The 19659-nt window shown below is 51.5% G+C and carries 18 protein-coding genes and 1 other RNA gene; 7 read left to right on the top strand and 12 right to left on the bottom strand.

All coding sequences use genetic code 11. The features are described from left to right. Window positions 1-6 precede the first annotated feature (6 nt). The 6 genes from AC6EMZ_RS05150 to AC6EMZ_RS05125 all read right to left on the bottom strand — a co-directional run bounded on the left by AC6EMZ_RS05150 (window position 7) and on the right by AC6EMZ_RS05125 (window position 5930). Entirely contained in the window at window positions 7-516 is a 510-nt protein-coding gene (locus AC6EMZ_RS05150; RefSeq protein ID WP_498401325.1) for a fimbrial protein, read from the bottom strand. 18 nt (window positions 517-534) lie between these two features. Further along, complete coding sequence (locus AC6EMZ_RS05145; protein ID WP_498401324.1) at window positions 535-1053, bottom strand: fimbrial protein; 519 nt, start codon at window positions 1051-1053, stop codon at window positions 535-537. Between the two features lie 19 nt (window positions 1054-1072). Continuing rightward, window positions 1073-2032: a fimbrial protein gene (locus tag AC6EMZ_RS05140; RefSeq protein ID WP_498401323.1), complete on the bottom strand. Its 960-nt coding sequence runs from the start codon at window positions 2030-2032 to the stop codon at window positions 1073-1075. Window positions 2033-2070: 38 nt separating this feature from the next. After that, entirely contained in the window at window positions 2071-4605 is a 2535-nt protein-coding gene (locus AC6EMZ_RS05135) for a fimbria/pilus outer membrane usher protein (RefSeq protein WP_498401322.1), read from the bottom strand. Between the two features lie 54 nt (window positions 4606-4659). Beyond that, entirely contained in the window at window positions 4660-5337 is a 678-nt protein-coding gene (locus AC6EMZ_RS05130; protein ID WP_498401321.1) for a fimbrial biogenesis chaperone, read from the bottom strand. 62 nt (window positions 5338-5399) lie between these two features. Continuing rightward, a complete protein-coding gene (locus AC6EMZ_RS05125) occupies window positions 5400-5930 on the bottom strand; it encodes a fimbrial protein (RefSeq protein WP_498401320.1) in 531 nt (176 codons plus the stop codon). Window positions 5931-6336: 406 nt separating this feature from the next. Between AC6EMZ_RS05125 and AC6EMZ_RS05120 the strand changes: the two genes are divergently transcribed. Both AC6EMZ_RS05120 and AC6EMZ_RS05115 read left to right on the top strand, forming a co-directional pair. Further along, window positions 6337-6999 carry a helix-turn-helix domain-containing protein gene (locus AC6EMZ_RS05120; RefSeq protein WP_498401319.1) on the top strand — a complete coding sequence of 221 codons (663 nt, stop codon included), beginning with the start codon at window positions 6337-6339 and terminating at the stop codon, window positions 6997-6999. 107 nt (window positions 7000-7106) lie between these two features. Then, window positions 7107-7745 (top strand): helix-turn-helix domain-containing protein, encoded by a 639-nt coding sequence (locus AC6EMZ_RS05115; protein WP_498401317.1) that lies wholly within the window; start codon window positions 7107-7109, stop codon window positions 7743-7745. A gap of 181 nt (window positions 7746-7926) precedes the next feature. Here the strand turns inward: AC6EMZ_RS05115 and fdnI are convergent, their stop codons facing one another. From fdnI to ydiJ, 6 genes are all read right to left on the bottom strand, one after another. Continuing rightward, entirely contained in the window at window positions 7927-8565 is a 639-nt protein-coding gene (fdnI, locus tag AC6EMZ_RS05110) for a formate dehydrogenase-N subunit gamma (RefSeq protein WP_498401316.1), read from the bottom strand. Further along, window positions 8558-9445 (bottom strand): formate dehydrogenase subunit beta, encoded by an 888-nt coding sequence (fdxH, locus tag AC6EMZ_RS05105; protein ID WP_498401315.1) that lies wholly within the window; start codon window positions 9443-9445, stop codon window positions 8558-8560. Before fdxH ends, fdnI begins: the two co-directional genes overlap by 8 nt. 12 nt (window positions 9446-9457) lie before the next feature. Then, on the bottom strand, window positions 9458-12508 hold the full coding sequence (gene fdnG / locus AC6EMZ_RS05100) for a formate dehydrogenase-N subunit alpha (protein ID WP_498401314.1): 3051 nt from the start codon (window positions 12506-12508) through the stop codon (window positions 9458-9460). A gap of 159 nt (window positions 12509-12667) precedes the next feature. Beyond that, entirely contained in the window at window positions 12668-12862 is a 195-nt protein-coding gene (locus AC6EMZ_RS05095) for a YdiH family protein (RefSeq protein WP_498401312.1), read from the bottom strand. Window positions 12863-12958: 96 nt separating this feature from the next. Continuing rightward, window positions 12959-13369: a 1,4-dihydroxy-2-naphthoyl-CoA hydrolase gene (gene menI / locus AC6EMZ_RS05090; RefSeq protein WP_498401311.1), complete on the bottom strand. Its 411-nt coding sequence runs from the start codon at window positions 13367-13369 to the stop codon at window positions 12959-12961. After that, window positions 13366-16422: a D-2-hydroxyglutarate dehydrogenase YdiJ gene (gene ydiJ, locus AC6EMZ_RS05085; protein ID WP_498401310.1), complete on the bottom strand. Its 3057-nt coding sequence runs from the start codon at window positions 16420-16422 to the stop codon at window positions 13366-13368. The genes menI and ydiJ overlap by 4 nt, the downstream gene beginning before the upstream one ends. A 197-nt stretch (window positions 16423-16619) precedes the next feature. Between ydiJ and ydiK the strand changes: the two genes are divergently transcribed. The 5 genes from ydiK (at window position 16620) to AC6EMZ_RS05060 (ending at window position 19655) form a co-directional block, all read left to right on the top strand. Then, the gene (ydiK, locus tag AC6EMZ_RS05080; RefSeq protein ID WP_498401309.1) at window positions 16620-17735 is read left to right on the top strand and encodes an AI-2E family transporter YdiK; all 1116 of its coding nucleotides are present in this window, start codon (window positions 16620-16622) and stop codon (window positions 17733-17735) included. A gap of 185 nt (window positions 17736-17920) precedes the next feature. Continuing rightward, an RNA gene (gene rprA / locus AC6EMZ_RS05075) (antisense sRNA RprA) lies at window positions 17921-18028 on the top strand. Between the two features lie 219 nt (window positions 18029-18247). Further along, window positions 18248-18802 (top strand): type IV secretion protein Rhs, encoded by a 555-nt coding sequence (locus tag AC6EMZ_RS05070; protein WP_498401308.1) that lies wholly within the window; start codon window positions 18248-18250, stop codon window positions 18800-18802. Then, window positions 18799-19149 carry a putative T6SS immunity periplasmic lipoprotein gene (locus AC6EMZ_RS05065; protein ID WP_498401307.1) on the top strand — a complete coding sequence of 117 codons (351 nt, stop codon included), beginning with the start codon at window positions 18799-18801 and terminating at the stop codon, window positions 19147-19149. Before AC6EMZ_RS05070 ends, AC6EMZ_RS05065 begins: the two co-directional genes overlap by 4 nt. 2 nt (window positions 19150-19151) lie before the next feature. Then, window positions 19152-19655 (top strand): Hcp family type VI secretion system effector, encoded by a 504-nt coding sequence (locus AC6EMZ_RS05060; RefSeq protein ID WP_498401306.1) that lies wholly within the window; start codon window positions 19152-19154, stop codon window positions 19653-19655. The last annotated feature ends 4 nt before the right edge of the window (window positions 19656-19659 follow it).

Genomic DNA, 19659 nt, shown 5'->3' with positions numbered 1-19659 from the left:
ATACGATTACTGATAGGTGAAGTTAACGTTCATGACCGAGGTAAAGGTCCCGGCGACGGCACTGCCTTCTGGCGTAAACATCCGCGCCGACAGCGGGAAGGTTGTACTGCGCGTACTGGTATCGACATTGACCTGCATCGTGCTGTTGACCGCATAAACCGTATTATGGTCACGGCTGGCGATACGCAGCGCAACGTTACTGCTGGTGCCGCTGTTTTTCCACGCCGTGCTATCCTGCGCGTCAGCCGTTCCCGTCATGGCTGCCGTGATTTTGCTGGTGCCAGCAGGACAGTCTTTCACCAGCAGATCGAAATCTGTCCAGCTCCCCCCTTCCCCGGCGGTTTGCACGTCCCGGCGCTGGATCGAGCCCAGTTCCACCGTTTTGTTGACCGTCCCAGTGTCGACCGTGCACGGGCTGGCGACGACATTTCCTGACATCGTCATAGAGGCATCTGCATGGCTGTAAAGCGGAACAGCCCATAGCGCGCATAAGAGAATCATTAAGCCGTTCTTCATTACGTTACTCCCTGCCGCTTACTGATAGGTGAAGCTGGCGGTGACCACAGCACTGATAGTGCCGGGGGCTACGCCACCGTTTTGGGTGTAAGCGCGGGTGCGCAGATGGTAGCTATAGGCATTATTGGCAATAATGCCGGTATACGTTTTGCCGTTACCAAATTGATCGCCGCTTGACCCTTGTAACTGCACCGCGATGTTAGTTGCCGTTCCCGTGTTCTTATACATATCCGCCGGATTACTGCTGTCCGCCGTGCCGTGGAAGGTGATTAACACCTTAGTGGTTCCCGCTGGGCAGTTGACCAGATTTACATCAAATGCAACCCAGTCCGTAGCGGTTCCCGCCGCCTGCAACGCTGAGGCCTGAATATTCTGACCGAGATCGATACTTTTCGTAATACTGTCGCTTTTTACTTCACAGGGTGCAGCTATCACATTACCAGTTATATTTAACGTCACCGGATCCCCTGCGTCTGCAACGTGGCTTGCCAGCATCAGGCCAAACGTCACCCCAGCGATAATCATTAATTTCACCATTTTTTAATTCCTATATTATTTATTGATAGGTTAAATCAAGGGTCGCTGATGCGTTAGCTTTGCCTGTGGCGACGCTGGATTTAGTCTGATAATAGCGCGCCGTAATTGGGAAAGTTTCCTGCCCACCGGACGATTGCTTCAGCACAATACGGTTATTTAACACTAACGGTGAACCGTTATATAACAACTGCACGCCAACCCCTTGTGCCACATCCGCATTTCCCTGGCCGGTTAAGGCTAAGACACTGGTGGTGCTGACGTCCGGGTTTTGCGCACCTTGCAGCGTCACGTTAATATTGGCTCCAGCGTCACAGTTTAGGCCCAGATTTTGGGTGTTTTGGGCACCGGAGGGAATTGTTCCTACCGAGGTGCCGAACTTTGAGGCCAATATATCACCAATTGGGAAGTTTAAATTTGGTGTTGTTAAGGAGCAGGCCACCGGAATAATGGTGTTATTCCCCATACCCACTTCTTCGGTATACATCACGTTCGCGATACTGGCCTTTGCCAAAGCACCCATTGTTATGGCTCCAGCCCCCACACTCCCAGAACTTGTTTTTACTAATTCCGCAACTATCCCAAAACTAATAATTATATAAGCATTCCCATTCTGAAATTGGTCATATGGAAATATTTTCCCATTGGCGTCGTTATATAATCTTAAGCCAATGCCAGGGACATTTGTTGCATATACACCGGTTATGCTCGTAGACGTCGTAAAGCGAGACAACTCCCAGCGATATGTCCAAGTTGTATCACAACCAAAAAGTGTCGTACCTCCCGACCAGGGACCAGTACTTGAACTCGCAACAACTGTACCGATCGGCGTATCCCGCTGTACAATTACGTTGCCGAAATTAAAACTCTTAGTTTGATAACTGGTACCCGAAGCAAAACCACATGCAGCATTAGCTATTTGCAAAGAAAAAAACATGAGCGCAATCGTCATCAATACTTTGTTAATTGCTCTGTTTAACATATTAATCCTTATTACTCACAGGGGGAATGCAGTACTGTTTAATTACAAAGACCTTGAGCCAGAATAACCCCATAATTACCAGTTTTTTCTTTCAGGGAGTATTGAAATGAGCACACTCTATCTGCATTATTTCCCCATTTGGCAATGATCTTGCCCTCGGATTGCATTCCGGTAAGATAAATTTGGCCGGCATCCCCCATAATAAATTGTCTGGAATTGTTACCGTTAAGACTGATAATGGATCCAAACGGTACAGGCTTACCGTTCTTCTTTATTAGAGTCATGACTACCCGCAACCCAACATTCGCCACATAATCCGCCTTCACAATCGCGCCACGCGTAGGAATAACTGTCTTATTGGTCAATTCCAGCTCCACGTCATCCGGCAGAGTATCGGTCATCAGCGCCACATCGTTTTTACGGTACGGCGTCAGGTTGCTGACGGTGGTGTAGCCACGCCAGTCGGTTTTTGCCCCGCTCAGGTTCTGGATACTCACCCCTTTCGCGCCCGGCGCTTTCACCAGCACGTTGGTTTCACCCAGCGCCTGGGAGAAGGTCACGCCATTTTCGTGCGCTAAAATCCCGCCCTGTAAGCCGTAGTTCAGACGATCGCTGTCTTTGTCATAACCATAGCCCGCCGTCACTTCGCCGTAGGTGCCTTTATAATCGCCGTTGGCGTTGCCGGTATAGCCCACATCGTTGGTGCCATAGCCCTGCTGCACGTTCCAGCTCAGGGCGTTGTTCTCCAGCACCGTGCCGTTCACGCCAACCGAGTGGGTGGTGCCATTATTCTTACTGCTGTTCATGCTGTAGTTAGCCCAGGTGCGCGGCAAGAATTTCTCCAGCGGCACGCTGATGTTAAACGCCAGCTGCTGATCCTTGTCGTAGCTCGTGGTTTTACCGTAGCTGTCGGTACTGCCGTTTTTGCTGTAGGTATAGGTCACGCCGTAACTGATGCTTTCCCACGAGTTGTTATACCCGGCGCTGTACGACTCCATGGTTTTACCGGAATTCCAGTAATCCTCTTTCACCGCACTTAACATCATCGAACCGAGGTTCTGACCGATGTTCTGACTCATGGTCAGCTCCATGCGGTTGCGGCGACGGTCCTGTAACGCGCGGCTGTCACCGTAGGAATCCAGCACTTCCTGCATGCCGTAGTAACCACTGGTCGAATAGCGATAACCGGCGATAGCGAAGTTCGTCCCCGTGTCGACAAAGTTCTTGCTGTAGCGAATACGCCACGACTGTCCGCTGCTTTTTTCCTGGTCTTTGGGCGTTGACCACGCCTGGGTCACGTCGGTTGAAAACGCACCGAAATCACCCATATTTTTACCCACACCAGCCGCAATCGACTGATACTTGCTCGATTCCTGCAACCCGCCGTAGAGGGTAAAACCGTGTGGCAGACCATATATCCCGGTCATCTGCCCGAACGGTGTTTTATCAACGTCGCTGTTATAAGAACGATACTGACCGCCGGTCAGCGCATACTTGAATCGCCCTTCGCGCTGGAGCACCGGTAACGAGGCGAACGCCACGGTAAAGTGCTGCTCGCTGCCGTCGCTTTCCTTAATGGTAACGTCGAGATCCCCTGCGCCGCCCGTCGGGTACATATCGTTAATTTCAAACGCACCCGGGGAAACATAGCTTTGGTAAATCTGGTAGCCGTTCTGGCGAATAATCACCTGCGCGTTGGTGCGGGCAATCCCACGCACCACTGGGGCGTAACCTTTTAATGAGTCCGGCATCATGTCGTCGTCAGAGGCCAGCTGCGCGCCGCGAAACGGCATACTGTCGAAAATATCCGCCGGTGCAGAGCTGTCCCCGGTGGTCAGCTGTGCCCTGAGGGGAATAATCGCCCGCTGCGCATAGGTGTAAACCGTGTCCCACTTAGCGTTACCGCTGCTGTCGCGATTCCAGGTAGTGTAATTCCGCAACCGCCATGGACCGATATTCACGCCCGGACGCAGGTTCGCATACTGGCTGTTGGTATCGCTGCCGTTGCCGTTACGCGCCCAGTTATTAGAGCCACTCAGGCTGTAGTTCAGCATCGCGGCGGTAATACCTTCGTCCCACATTTCAGGTGGGACATAGCCGCGCGCCTGCGGTGAAAGGGCCGCCTGCGGAATACTAATGTTCAGACGCTGTGCGCTAAACAAAAATTCAGCCGAAGCCTGCGGAATGGCCGCCAGTCTGGCGCATTTGCCGTCCGCAGACAGATCAGGGAACAGCTCGGTTTTTACGCCCCAGGCTTTTAGCTGCTCAACGCTCAGGCAGGGCTGGAGCGACTCTTCACCATCCGTTCCTTTTTGTGCGGCGAACTCAATCGCACGCGTGTCCACAACCTGATCGCCAAGTACCACATCCACGCGATAGGTGCCGGGCAGCTGTGAGCCGGATTCAAAGGCTGAAAGGTCTGCACCCTTCATACCCGGGTTATCCAGCTCGATCAGTTCAGGGTTAAAATAATCGCGCGCGTGGGCGGAATGCGAGACACCCGCCAAAATAAACGCTACCAAACAGGCCAGTTTTGCAGGTTTGAATTTTTTTCCCTGCGTTGTGCTATTCATCAAAAACTTACTCCGCCGTGATAAAAACTGTAGTGTCCTTATTCAGTTGCGATATTAAATGCTGGCGTTATGCACGGTTCCCGTACCGCCGTAATCGTTAATAATTTTGAAGGTCACCGCCCCGCCGCTTACCGCTTTCGGCAAATCGAAACGTGCCGAGGCGCCCGGCAGGACATAGCTCACCGCTTCCAGCTTTTTGCCGCTGACATTAATTTCATTGAAGTTCATCACGAAACTGGTTGGGTTCGTCACCTGAATTTGGTTCCCGGCGCGCTGCCAGGTTAATTTGTCCGCCTGCTCTTCTGGTAGCGTGCCTTTTAAACCTGCCGGACGGTAAATCAGCTTAATTCGCGTTTTCACCGCAATCTGTAACGTATTATCTTTTGCGGGCGCCGCAGGAATGGCTTTAATATTCAGCCAATATAAGGATTCTTTATCCTGCGGTAAGGCACCGGTCATCACGATGCGCTCGACATTCTGCTGATCTTTGTCCAGACGATATAAAGGCGGCGTGACGATAAAAGGAGCTTTCTCAGCCCCCCCATTTGGCGTTTCTACCCACGACTGAATCAAATACGGCGTCGTGTCCGGGTTATTCACGCTAATAGAGGATTCCTTTTTATTGCCGTCATAAATAACACGCGTGCCGCCGATAATCACACCAGCGTTGGCTGCGGTTATTCCCGCAGAAAATGCCACACAGGCAATTAAAGTTTTGCTCAGGAAGTTCATTCTATACCTCGATAAAAAAAGGGGCCGGCAGGCTGGCCCCAGTCGTTTTCCGGCCAGGAAAATTAGTTATATACAACAGAGAAGTTAGCCACAGAATTTGCCGGGCCCGCGGTCACGGTATCAACGGTAGATTTGTACTGGGCGAAGAAGTCCAGAGTGTTATCAGCAGCAGAAGTCAGCGTGTAGCTGTAACCGTTAGAACCGTGCAGTGGCAGCTGAGCTTTGTCAGCGGTCATCAGGTTGATAGCTACGCCAGTTGCGGCGCCTGCTACGGTGCTGTCGATAGCCAGAAGAGCAGAGTTAGACGCTTCCGGCTTACCGTCAAAACGTACAGCTGCAGAGGTTACCGTTTCTGGGCAGTCTTTCAGTACGATATTGAACTTGGTTGCAGCAGTCACGTCGCCAGCAGCAGCAAATTCAGATTTATTATATTTGCCCAGTTCAACGGTTTGGTTCTGAGAACCGACGTCTACGGTACACGCTGCGTCCAGAATTTCACCATTGAAGTTCACGGTGCCAGCAGCAGCAAACGCGTTGGACATAGACAGAGCAGCAGTAGCAACGATAACAGCAACGATAATATTCTTTTTCATGAAACAATTTCCTTAATTAACTTTATTGATAACCGAAACTCAGGCAGCAACATCCACATGACTATATAGTCATTTATTGTGTGCCAAATATTTCTTTTCCAGGGTGCAATAAACAGACGCAAAGCATCACTTTGTAACTTTGTTTTGTCATATTTATTTGCTGGAGTGAAATTTATAGGGTTTTTCTGATTAACTCAAACCCTTTGCAAGCCAACTGTAGACTTTGTTATTAACAATTAGTCAACACGGTGCGTTCCGCTATTGCAAGCCACATATACACTTATTAAAAATTTGTTAACCTAGTAGTCTACTATGACACCAATATTACATTTATTTTCTCAAAACCTAAAAACATAATCCACAGAAAATATTATCCATAAAATATCAATGACGCATTGAGTAAACTATGAATACAAAAATGTCGGCAGGAGATCTCCTGCTGAGCGAATCTGCGCAGGCCATTAAACCCATCGCTGATATCGCGCATCTGATTGAAAATATCGAACCTTTCTGCGAGCCGTTCAAGGCTAAAAAAGGCGAAATTCTACGATATGGCATTCGTGGCAAAAGAACATGTTATTTATTGCATGAAGGAAGCGTAACGTTAAACCGTCGCGGCGACGGTATGGTGATGAACTCTGAAAAATCAGTCTTTATTCTTGGCGTCAGCAATCAACTTTCGCAAACGGAAAATCTTTATATTCGGGTGACGGAAAATGCCAGAATGAGTCGTCTGTCGCTGGAGCGATTCAATCTTGTTATTGAGAGCTGCAACGTCTGGCAGAGCCTGTGTAAGCTACTGGTCTATACCGCGTCGCGTATCTATGACCATAGCTCTGCTATTTCGCAGATGTCGTCCTACGAAATTATTCGCTTTCAGCTCCAGGAGTTAATGAGGGAGTCCGAGCAAACGCGCTGTAGCATCACCGCAGCCAATTACATTTTGAGTCGGACCTATCTTTCACGAAGCGGCGTTATGCGCATCATCGCCACTTTACGTGATGCAGGCTGTATCACGTTGGAGCGTGGCGTTCTCGTTCGTATCGATTCACTTCCGTTAAAGTATTAATCATGGGTGACAAGATTCTTCGCGTTTCTGCAAAAAAAAGGTGACGGTTTATCAGAAACACTATACTTCCCTTCATCATGAACTTGTTCTCGAAAGGGAAATGTGACATGTCAAAGACCCTGACGCCGTCGTTTATTACGCGCACCTCAGATTTTGCCCAAACTCTGGTCGAGCATCTCCAGCGGGAGGCGATCGTAAAACAGATCCTTCCCCGTCGCCGTCTGAGCTTGAAAGTGGGTAATGAATGGTATTGTTATTTAATATTGAAAGGCCGGGCCTTTGTTCATCGCCAGAGCGACGATACGGCGATTATGTCCTTTTCCGCGCCAGGGCTTATCGGGACTGCCAACATGACCGAAATGAAGATAGACGGCTATATAAAAACCCTGACGCTGTGTGAAATCGGGATTCTTCCGCTGGATAAAGCCTGCGAGGTCATCGACAAGCACGCGCTCTGGGAAGTGCTGGCAAAACATATGATGGTGGTCTCCGGTAAACTTTTCCTATTCAATCAGCAACTCACTGCCCCGACTTCGTATGAAATAGTTCGAGAGCAACTGTTAGTATTGCTCAGCGAGGATGCCAGCCTGCGGGAAAACATCACCGCCGAGCACTATATCAGAGGGAAGACTAACCTTTCACGCAGCGGCGTTATGCGCATTCTTGCTGCGTTACGGGAGGGGGGTTATATCGAGATAAATCGAGGTATTTTGCAGAAGGTCAACATGCTGCCTGAAAAGTTCTGAACGCAATGTTGCTGAGCAAACATTAAAGGATGCTCAACAGGGAAAAGAGGTGGTTCTACGCCGCACTTAACTCATCAACAGCAGGCAAGACAGATCATAACCGCATAAAAATCTTAAGCTGTATCACCCCAGTTGTCTCACTGTTAGAAATAAGGCTCGCAACGCGAGCCTCTTGTTTGAGCTACTCTTTACGTTGCTCTTCGGCCTCGACCTCACGATACCAACGAGGATGGTGTTTTTTCGCCCAGCGGCGACTCACCTTCCCTTCGATCATCCCTTTAATCGATCCCTTCACCCAGAACGCCATATACATATGAATAAGGATCGCATGAATCAAAATAATTGCCGACGTGGCGTGGATTAACAGGCTCCAGCGCACCAGCTTAATCGGGAAGTAGTGAGCAAAGTACGGACGCCAGATAATCACGCCCGTTGCCAGCAGCACAAAAATCATGCTCATGATGGTCCAGAACATCATTTTCTGCCCGGCGTTATATTTGCCGACGTTCGCCACCTTATGCTCGTTGCCTTTCAGCACCTCAACGATGCCCTTAATCCAGGGAAGATCCTGTTTATCCGGGATATTGTGATGAACAAAGCGTACAAACATAAACATCAGGGCAAAGAAGATCAGCACGCCGAAAAACGGGTGCAGAATACGCCCCATTTGCGGCGTGCCGAAAGTTTCCGTTAGCCACTGAAGCGTTGGGAAAAACAGCGCAATACCGGAAAGCGACACCAGGAAGAAGCAAATCACCACCGTCCAGTGACACGCGCGATCGATAAACCTGGTGCGCAGGATCATTTTGCTCTTACTCATGATCGTTCTCCTCTTCGTCATCGTCCGTCTCTTTGTTTGGCCCCACGCCGATATAGTGATAAATCAGCCCGGCAAAGGTGACGATGAATCCGGCCGCCGACAGCGGTTTGAGAATGCCCTTCCACAGGTTGACCGGTACGTCGATTTTCGGATCGTTCGGCAGGTTGTGATAAAGATCCGGCTGGTCGGCATGGTGCAGAACATACATCACATGCGTACCGCCTACCCCCTGCGGGTTGTAGACGCCCGCATTGGCATAACCGCGTTTTTTAAGCTGCGCCACGCGCGCGTCACCCATCTCGAGCATCTCTTTTTTGCTGCCGAAATGAATCGCTCCGGTCGGGCAGGTTTTCACACAGGCCGGTTCCTGACCGACGCTGACGCGGTCTACGCACAACGTACATTTGTAGACCCGATTATCGTCGGGGTTCAGGCGTGGAATATTGAACGGGCAGCCGGCGATGCAATAGCCGCAGCCAATACAGTGATCGGACTGAAAATCTACAATCCCGTTGGCGTACTGGATAATGGCCCCGGCTGACGGACAAGCCTTGAGGCAGCCCGGATCCGCGCAGTGCATACAGCCGTCCTTGCGGATCAGCCACTCCAGCTTGTTGTTCTGCGTGGTTTCGCTAAAGCGCATCACTGTCCAGGACTTGGCGCTCAAATCCATCGGGTTATCGTATACGCCTTCACACACGCCCACTTCGTCGCGAATATCATTCCATTCTGAACAGGCCACCTGACAACCTTTACAGCCGATACAGGTGGACACATCAATCAGCTTGGCGACTTCCGTTTTGAAATCCCGCGCCTGCGGGGGCGGCGTGAAGCCGTTGGTGGCCGAACGTTTGATAATATCTTGTGATTGCATAGACATACGTGGCCTCCCTTACGCCTTCTCGATGTCGACTAAAAACGCCTTGTATTCCGGCGTTTGCGAGTTGGCGTCGCCCACGGATGGCGTCAACGTATTAGCCAGGAATCCTTTACGCGTCGCGCCCTCAAAGCCCCAGTGGCACGGAATGCCGACGGTATTGACTTTGCGACCGTCGATCGTCAGGGTTTGCAGGCGTTTGGTCACCACCGCTTTGGCTTTGATGTAACCGCGCTTCGACATCACTTTCACCTCATCCCCGGCAGCAATGCCCTTCTCCTGTGCCAGCGCTTCGCCAATCTCAATAAACTGGTCCGGCTGAGCGATAGCGTTCAGGCGCGAATGTTTAGTCCAGTGACGGAATAGCTCGGTGATGGAATAGGTGGTGGCGACGTAGGGGAACTCGTCCGCTTTGCCCATGTTGGGCAAGTCTTCTTTAAACACGCGCGCAACGGGGCTTGAGATCACGTCTGGATGCAGCGGATTGGTGCCAATCGGCGACTCTATCGGTTCGTAGTGCTCCGGGAACGGGCCGTCATTCATCTTGTCGATGGAGAAGAGGCGCGCCACGCCTTCCGGGTTCATGATAAATGGCCCGACGTTACTGCCCGGTGCCGAGGCGTTATAGTCCGCCACGTCCTGACCCGTCCATTTTTTGCCATCCCAGTGCAGTAGCGCTCGTTTACTGTCCCAGGGTTGACCGGCAGGATCGGCAGAGGCGCGGTTATACAGGATGCGACGGTTTGCCGGCCATGACCACGCCCAGCCTGGCGTACAGCCCAGTCCGTATGGATCGCTGTTATCGCGGTTCGCCATCTGATTACCCTGCTCGGTCCAGCTTCCACAGTACACCCAGCAGAAACTGCTGGTGCTGCCATCGTCACGCAGTTGCGCAAAACTGTTGAGCTGCTGACCTTTCTTCGCAACCAACTGACCCTGGTCATCAAAGAGATCCACCAGCGCCGTGCCGTTAGCTTCGCGAGCGATCTCTTCCGGATGCGGATCGCGCGGATTTTTGTAGTTCCACGACATATTCAGCACCGGAGCAGGATTTGCCCCGCCTTCAGCCTGATACAGTTCACGCAGGCGCATGAACAAGCGGCCCAGAATTTTACCATCGTGCATCGCTTCACCCGGTGGCTCGGCCGCCGCCCAGTGCCATTGCAGCCAGCGCCCGGAGTTGGCAATCGACCCGTCTTCTTCTGCAAAGCAGGACGACGGCAGACGGAAGACTTCGGTCTGAATATCCGCTGGGTTGACGTCGTTCATTTCGCCGTGATGCTGCCAGAAGGTGGAGGACTCGGTGACCAGCGGATCGATAACCACCATGTATTTCAGCTTCGAAAGCGCGCGGGACGATTTGTTTTTATCCGGGAACGCCGCCAGCGGGTTAAACCCCTGCACGATGTAGCCGTTGATTTTACCCTCAAGCATTAACTTGGCCTGGGTCATAACGTCATACAGACGATCCCATTTCGGTAGCCAGTCGTAGCCCCAGTTATTGTCAGCCGTGGCGTGCTCGCCCCAGAAGCTTTTCATCATGCTGATGAAGAACTTCGGCGTATTTTGCCAGTAGTTGACCTCATTCAGGCCCAGAGATGGCGGAGTGATCTGTGAAATATAGGTCTGATAATCCGGCTGTTTTTCAGACGGTAGCGGCATATAGCCCGGCAGATTGGTCGAGAGCAAACCCAAATCGGTATAGCCCTGAATATTAGAGTGGCCGCGCAGCGCGTTAACACCCCCGCCCGCCATGCCAATATTACCCAGCAGCAGCTGTAGCATTGCTGCCGCACGGATGATCTGCGCACCCGCCGAATGGTGCGTCCAGCCCAGCGCGTACAAAATCGTCGCCGTGCGATCCGGCACGCTGGTGCTGGCGAGGATCTCACAGATACGGTTGAAATCATCAATCGAGGTTCCGCAAAGACGGTTGACCATCTCCGGCGTGTAGCGATCAACGTGGTTTTTCAGCAAATTCCAGACGCAGCGAGGATGGCTGAGCGTGTCATCACGCAGTGCGTTACCCTGCTCGTCCAGTTGATAGCACCAGCTCGATTTATCGTACTGGCGCTTGTCGGCGTCGTAGCCGCTGAATAATCCGTCATCGAAAGCGTAGTCTTCGCGAACGATCAGCCCGGCGTTGGTATAGGCGAGGACGTATTCGTGCTGGATAGCGTTATGCTCGATAAGGTATCGGATGGCCCCCAGCAGGAAGGCGGTATCGGAACCAGCGCGAATGGGGGCATACAGATCGGCCACCGCCGCGCTGCGGTTGAAACGAGGATCGACCACCACCACCGTGGCGTCGTTTTTGGTTTGCGCTTCAATCACCCATTTAAAACCGACCGGGTGAGCCTCGGCGGCATTACCGCCCATGATCAGCACCACGTTGGCGTTTTTAATGTCGACCCAGTTATTGGTCATCGCACCGCGGCCAAAAGTGGGTGCCAGCGCGGCAACGGTGGGGCCATGGCAAAGACGAGCCTGGCAGTCGATCGCCACCATGCCCAGCGCGCGGGCAAATTTGCCGTCAAGAATACCGGTTTCATTACTGGCTGCCGACGAGCACAGCATACCCGTGGTAGTCCAGCGGTTGACCGTTAGCCCTTGTGGGTTTGTCTCGATAAAATTGGCATCGCGATCGGCCTTCATCAGACGAGCAATGCGCTCGATAGCATCGTCCCAGGAGATGCGCTGCCATTTGTCCGAGCCCGGCGCACGATATTCGGGATAAAGCAGGCGATTATCGCTGTGAATATAATCCAGCACCCCTGCCCCTTTCGGGCACAGCGAGCCGCGACTGACCGGATGATCCGAGTCGCCTTCGACGTGATAAATACGTTGTCTGACGTTTTTGGCATCGTCGCCGAGGCTATACATGATCATGCCGCAACCAACGGAGCAATATGTACAGTTATTACGCGTCTCTTTTGCTTTTAAGAGTTTGTATTGACGTGTTTCCGCCTGAGCGGAAAAAGATGATAAGAATCCGAGAGATGCAACAGTTGTTCCTGCCATACCGCCCGCGCAGATCTTAAAGAACTGCCTCCGGCTAAACTCCATGTATCCTCCAGCTTAAACTTAAGACATGAAAAGGGACGGAGATTATAGGGTTATTAGACGGGATAAACCATTATCCATTTGTGGTTATATAACGGTCATCACTTAGGCTACATAAATAAAAAAAGGCCGCAGAGGCGGCCTATTTACAAGGTTCAACAATCAATGGACGTGAACGCCCAACCGCCAGGCAAAGTAGATCTCTTCTTTAAGTTCCATCGAAGAGAGCGAGAGCAAATCGGCAAACTCCAGTTCAAGCTGCTTGAGCTTTTTCAGATACTGTGCCGGAGAAAGATTGCTCTTATCGCGACGTAAAAATTCCACTGCCAGCTTGGTTGGGCTTAATTCGGTATCCATAATATCCTCGTTGATGGTTAAAACCTGACCAGTATAGCACTTTTCACTGGCCGATTTTTGACCAAAAACAAAACATATCCGATGTTGCCCCCCGCTTTAAACTACCGCCGTCGTCAGACGCGACGAGCAGCACAGGCGTTCCTGCTCATCAAAAATATCAATTTGCCACACCTGATGACGCCCGCCAGCATGAAGAGCACGACATACACCGCGTACACGTCCGCTACGGACAGAACGGATATGGTTGGCGTTAACTTCAAGCCCCACCACTTTTTGCTCCCCTTCCGTACACAGATAACCGGCCACCGAGCCCAGCGTCTCGGCCAGCACCACGGACGCGCCGCCGTGCAGCAGGCCAAACGGTTGATGCGTGCGACTGTCTACCGGCATGGTTGCTTCGATATCGTTTTCACCGATTCGGCTGAACTGGATATCCAGCAGACCAACCATATTTCCTTCGCCCATCGCATTGAGCGCCTGTAGCGTCACTGCTCTTTTCCAGATCATCCAATAATCTCCAGTAAAGCCTGTAAGGGATGGCGTACACCGCTGCCTTCAACGCGCTTCACCTGGCTACGGCAGGAATACCCCGTTGCCAGACAGCGGTTTCGCGGCAGACGTTGCATCGCCTGGTGCCAGGACAGCTCGTATATCCCGAGCGAGTTGGCGTGATTTTTTACTTCATGCCCGTAGGTTCCTGCCATCCCGCAGCAGCCGACGCTGACGTTTTCAAGCTTCGCGCCAAAGCGGGCGAAAATGGAGGCCCACTGGGCGGTGGCGGCGGGTAGCGCAGTCACTTCGGTGCAATGACCAAACAGATACCAGGATTCTCCGCTCACGTCGTTCGTGACAGCGGTCTGCAACGCGGCAGGTAACCACTCGTGCACCAGCATCACGTGGAATTCCCCACGCTTGTCGCCCAATGCCTGCTTGTACTCATCGCGATAGCACAGCACCAGCGCCGGATCGACGCCGACCATTGGCATGCCGAGCTGCGCCACCCGGTTGAGGAAATCAGACGTTTTCTGCGCGGTTTTCGCGAAGCGGTTGAGGAAACCTTTAATGTGCTGAGCCTTACCGTTCGGCGAGAAAGGCAGCACCACCGGCTGATAACCCACTCGCTCCACTAAACGCACAAAATCGGCAACAACTTGCGCATCGTAGTAGCTGGTAAAAGGATCCTGCACCACCAGCACGGTTTTCGCTTTTTGCTCATCGCTCATTGCTTCAAGCTGTTCCAGCGTCATATTTGCGGAACGGTGCCCCACCAGCTCGCGCTGTAAAGACGGCGTAGAGAGCAGCGGCAGATCGACCATACCGATATGTTTCTGAGACAGCTTGCGCACCAGCGGCTGATTGATAAAGAAGTTAAACGTTTTTGGCGCACGAGCCATTAGCGGGGCGTAGGTCTCAACGGTTGCCACCAGATGATCGCGCATCGGGCGCAGATAACGCGAGTGATACAGCTGCAAGAAGCGCGAGCGGAACTCCGGTACGTCGATTTTGATGGGGCATTGCGTGGAGCAGGCTTTACAGGCCAGACAGCCGGACATCGCCTCCTTCACCTCGTGTGAAAAATCGTATTCGCCCTTTCTTGCATGCCAGCTATTTCGTGAACGCTCGATCAGGGCGCGCAGGCTGGCGCGTTTTTCTGGCAGATCGCTTTCCAGTTTCAGCGGATCGACGCCGCGATCGGCCAACAGTCGCAGCCATTCGCGTACCAGCGTGGCGCGCCCTTTCGGGGAGTGAATGCGATTGCTGGTGATTTTCATCGACGGACACATCGGGCTGTTCACATCGAAGTTAAAGCACAATCCGTTCCCGTTACACTCCATCGCCCCGCGCCACGATGAACGCACCGAAATGGGGATCTGCCTGTCGAAAGTGCCGCGCTTCACGGCATCGACCTGCATCATCGGATCGTCAACGCCCGCTGGCGGACAAATCTTGCCGGGGTTAAGACGGTTATCGGGATCGAATGCGGCTTTCACTTTGCGTAGTTCGCCAAAAAGCTGCTCGCCAAAGAAAGCCGGGCTGTATTCAGCGCGGAAACCTTTCCCGTGTTCCCCCCACAGCAAGCCACCGTATTTCGCCGTGAGGGCTACCACGTCGTCGGAAATCCGCTTCATCAGGATCTCCTGCTGCGGATCGCACATGTCCAGCGCCGGGCGAACGTGCAGCACGCCCGCATCCACGTGGCCAAACATGCCGTAACTCAAGCCGTGGGAATCCAGCAGCGCGCGGAACTCAACGATGTAATCCGCCAGATGTTCCGGCGGTACGCAGGTATCTTCCGCAAACGGGATCGGTTTTGCCGTGCCTTTGGCATTCCCCAGCAGACCGACCGCTTTCTTACGCATCGCGTAGATGCGCTCGATACCGGAAAGATCGTTGCACAGCTGCCAGCCTATCACGCCGCCTTCTCCCCGGACGATGAGCTCGTCCAGACGATGGCACAACGACGACACCTGACTTTCAATAAGCTCAGCGTCATCGCCCGCAAATTCAACGATGTTTAGCCCCAGCATCTCTTTATCGGGTACATCGGTAATCAGCTCGCTGACCGAGTGCCAGACGATATCCTCTCGCGCCAGGTTCAGTACCTTGGAATCGACCGTTTCTACCGACAGCGCGCGGGCATCCACCATAAAGGGTGCATTACGCAGGGCGGAATCAAAGGAGTTATATTTGACGTTGACCAGGCGGCGCACTTTTGGCAGACGGGTGATATCCAGACGCGCTTCGGTGACAAAAGCCAGCGTGCCTTCAGAACCGGTCAGAATGCGCGTTAAGTCAAATTCGCTCATGTCGTCATTAAAGACATGACGCAAATCGTACCCGGTCAGGAAACGGTTGAGTTTCGGGAACTTATCGATAATCAACTGACGGTTTTCGCGACAGCTTTCCAGCACGGTGCGATAAATGCGTCCTGACGTGGTGTTCTCGTCACCGAGCGTTTCGGCAAGCGCAACCGGCATCGGGCGCGTATCAAGAATATCGCCCCCCAGCAATACCGCACGCACGCCCATGACGTGATCGGACGTTTTGCCGTAGACCAGCGACCCCTGCCCGGAGGCATCGGTGTTGATCATCCCCCCAAGCGTGGCGCGGTTGCTGGTTGACAGCTCAGGCGCAAAGAAATAACCGTACGGTTTAAGGAACTGGTTTAGCTGGTCTTTAATCACGCCCGCTTCTACGCGCACCCAACCCTCTTCAGGATTGATCTCAATGATGCGGTTCATATAGCGCGACATATCGATGATGATGCCCTGGTTCAGGGCCTGACCATTGGTCCCCGTCCCGCCACCGCGCGGGGTGAAGATTAACGACGCGAAGCGCTCCTGCGAAGCCAGACGGGCTAGCAGCGCCACATCAGCGGTTGATCGAGGGAAAACGACGGCATCAGGAAGTAGCTGGTAGATGCTGTTATCGGTCGCCATCGTCAGCCTGTCGGCATAGCTTGTGGCGGTATCACCTGTAAAACCTTGTTGCTCCAGTGCCTGCAAATAATTCAGCACCAGCTGAACGACGCCGGGTGCCTGAGAAATCAGTGGGATCATTACTGTCGACCCTAATTAGTGTTGTGGGAATCGTTTGCGTTGTATAACAAAAGTTTTATCACATTTTTTTCTTATACGCTCAGCAGAATTACAGGCAAAATCCGCCTGTCAAAAATCGCAGGAATCACTAATGATTAGTAAGACGCGGTTTTATGTTCCCGCCAGCCTGGCTGGTGTCATCTAAGGAAGTTTCATTTATGGTCAATCTTCGTCAGCCCAGGGATGTTGCGCAAATTTTGCTGTCGGTGCTGTTTTTAGCAATCATGATTATTGCGTGTCTGTGGATTGTTCGCCCTTTTGTTCTGGGATTCGCCTGGGCCGGTACGGTGGTGGTCGCCACCTGGCCTCTGCTGTTACGTTTGCAGAAACTGTTGTTTGGCCGCCGCGCGCTCGCCGTGCTGGTCATGACATTACTGCTTTTCTTAGTCTTCATTATTCCTATCGCCCTGCTGGTGAATAGCCTGGTGGATACCAGTGGGCCGGTGATTCGCGCCATCTCCAGTGGTGATATGACCCTTCCCGATCTGGCCTGGTTAAACAGTATTCCTGTTGTCGGCGCCAAACTCTATAGCGGCTGGCACAGCCTGCTGGAGATGGGCGGCAGCGCCATTATGGCGAAAGTGCGCCCGTATATCGGCACCACGACAACCTGGTTTGTGGGGCAAGCGGCGCACATTGGTCGCTTTATGATGCACTGTACGCTGATGCTGCTTTTCAGCGCCCTGCTGTACTGGCGGGGTGAACAAGTGGCGCTGGGCATCCGTCATTTCGCAACGCGCCTTGCGGGGCCGCGCGGTGATGCTGCTGTTCTGCTGGCGGCACAAGCGGTACGTGCCGTTGCGCTCGGCGTGGTGGTCACCGCACTGGTGCAGGCGGTTCTCGGCGGGATTGGTCTGGCGATTACGGGCGTGCCTTACGCTACCATTTTTACCGTCATCATGATTCTGACCTGCCTGGCGCAGCTTGGGCCATTACTGGTGCTGATCCCGTGCATTATCTGGCTCTACTGGACGGGTGATACCACCTGGGGGACGGTGCTGCTGGTGTGGAGCTGCGTGGTCGGTACGATGGATAACGTTATCCGCCCGATGCTGATTCGCATGGGCGCAGACTTGCCGTTGATTCTGATTCTGTCGGGCGTCATCGGCGGGTTGATTGCGTTCGGCATGATCGGCTTGTTTATCGGTCCCGTATTGCTGGCCGTTACCTGGCGTCTGTTCTCTGCATGGGTACATGAAATCCCACCGCCAGCGACCGATCCGGACGTGGTGCTTCACGAACTCGAAACGCTGCAAGATAAGAACAAGCAATAGGCCTGAATCAGGCGGGGGAACCCGCCTGATACTTAAGCGGTACTTATCAATATATTTACTGAACTCTGGTCCGACCCGCAATTCTTCCGCTGAGTCCCTCATTCTTCTCACATAATCTTCACGCCTCTTAAAGTATTGAGACGAATCTTATCGACGCAAAAAGGGAGCATGCCTACTATTAGGTCACGGTTATGAATCAACACGTTGATTTATAAGCATGGAAATCCCCTGAGTGAAACAACGAATTGCTGTGTGTAGTCTTTGCCCTTCTCCCACGAAGGGCTTTTTTTTATGGTTTTTTTGAGCGCACTTGCATTATCCATGCTATGTACAGGTCTTAAACACCAGGTGCAACTCCTGAAGCTTTTTATTAAAGGCGTTATTAGCGACTATCATTACGCGTTCTCATAATTCACTATTCTTATTTTTAATACTAACGTATTCATTATTTAAATAATTGTTTATTGGTTCTGAGGTGCTAACATACCCGCATCGAATGGAGGGTTATAACCATGTTTCATGAACCTGTAAGATATGATGCGATTAAAGAGGGTGGATTAAGACGTTTAACGTTGGGAGAAATTAATTTAGCCAGTTCTCTTTTCGGTTTCAGTATTCACTATCATCAGGTATGGATTCACCTGGAGAGCTATTTACCATTTAATCTTCAGTCAGCCAAAACCGCGATGACGCCAAACGGAGAAATGTGGTTCAGAGAGGAAACCTATGAAGATGACTTTTCAATGCCTCTCAAACACAAGATTGAAGAACAACATTTATTCATGCACGAAATGATGCACGTTTGGCAGCATCAGAGAGGTATGTGGGTACGAACTCGAGGCGCATTTTCATGGGCTGCTGATTATAGCTATAGTCTGGATCAATCTAATTTACTTGATTACAGTTTAGAACAACAGGCTTCATTAGTCAGTGATTACTGGTTAGTCAGGACTTACGGGTCTTACAACAATACTTATCTGATACAGCTCAGAGATTATGACTGCTCAAAAACAGACAGTGAGTTTTTAACGAAATATGAAGACATATTAGGTGATATTCTACTATGAAAAAACCTTTACTTCTCATCCCCTTTCTTCTCGCTTTGGCAGGTTGTCCCGGTAAGGATGGTGGAAAAATGAGTGAGTGGAAACCCATTTACATTGAAGGAGATCGCGTATGCTTCAGTGTTAACAAAGATGACTTGCTAACCCGTTACAAAATTTTTACTAACGGAAAAGCCTACGAGGATATCCTCTCCAATGCCAATGTAAATTTCTACTATCCGCAAACCTGTTTTAATATAACGTTCAAAAAAGGCGTCATGTATGGTGCAAGCTATACATTAAATTTTAAAAATTACTATTACACTTTCATTATTGATAATGAAAATAAAATTATTGGCCTAGGGAGATAATCATGTCATTACCCGCTTATTTATTTCTATACGATGAAAATGGAATACTCGTTAATGGCGACTGTAAAGTTTTAGGCCGCGAAGGTGCGACAGAAATCATGAGCAGCAGTTACGGTGTGAGTCAGCCTGTCGACCCCCACACTGGAAGAATGGGTGGAACCCGGCAACATGATGCGTTTACGCTTCATAAACAAATCGATAAAGTCAGCCCTTATCTGGCCATCTGCGTTTGTGAAGGTCGACGATTACAAAAAGCGGAAGTTCGGTATTATGAAATTGCCGAATCTGGCATCGAGCGTGAAGTTTACAGAGTGACCATGGACAGCGTTGTGGTGATGTATGCCCGCGCAAATCACACCTATATTCCGGGCTCTCGTTCCGCAAATATGATTGAGTCTGTCGGCATTCGCTATACCGGCATCGAATGGTTCTATCCACAAGGCATGATTAAGTACAGCGACGCATGGAGCCGACAAGCACCGGCGCAGAATCAGAATGCCAGATAAGCGA

It is taken from the genome of Enterobacter sp. SCRI0065, assembly GCF_059766475.1.
This window is presented reverse-complemented; position numbering and strand designations above follow the sequence as displayed.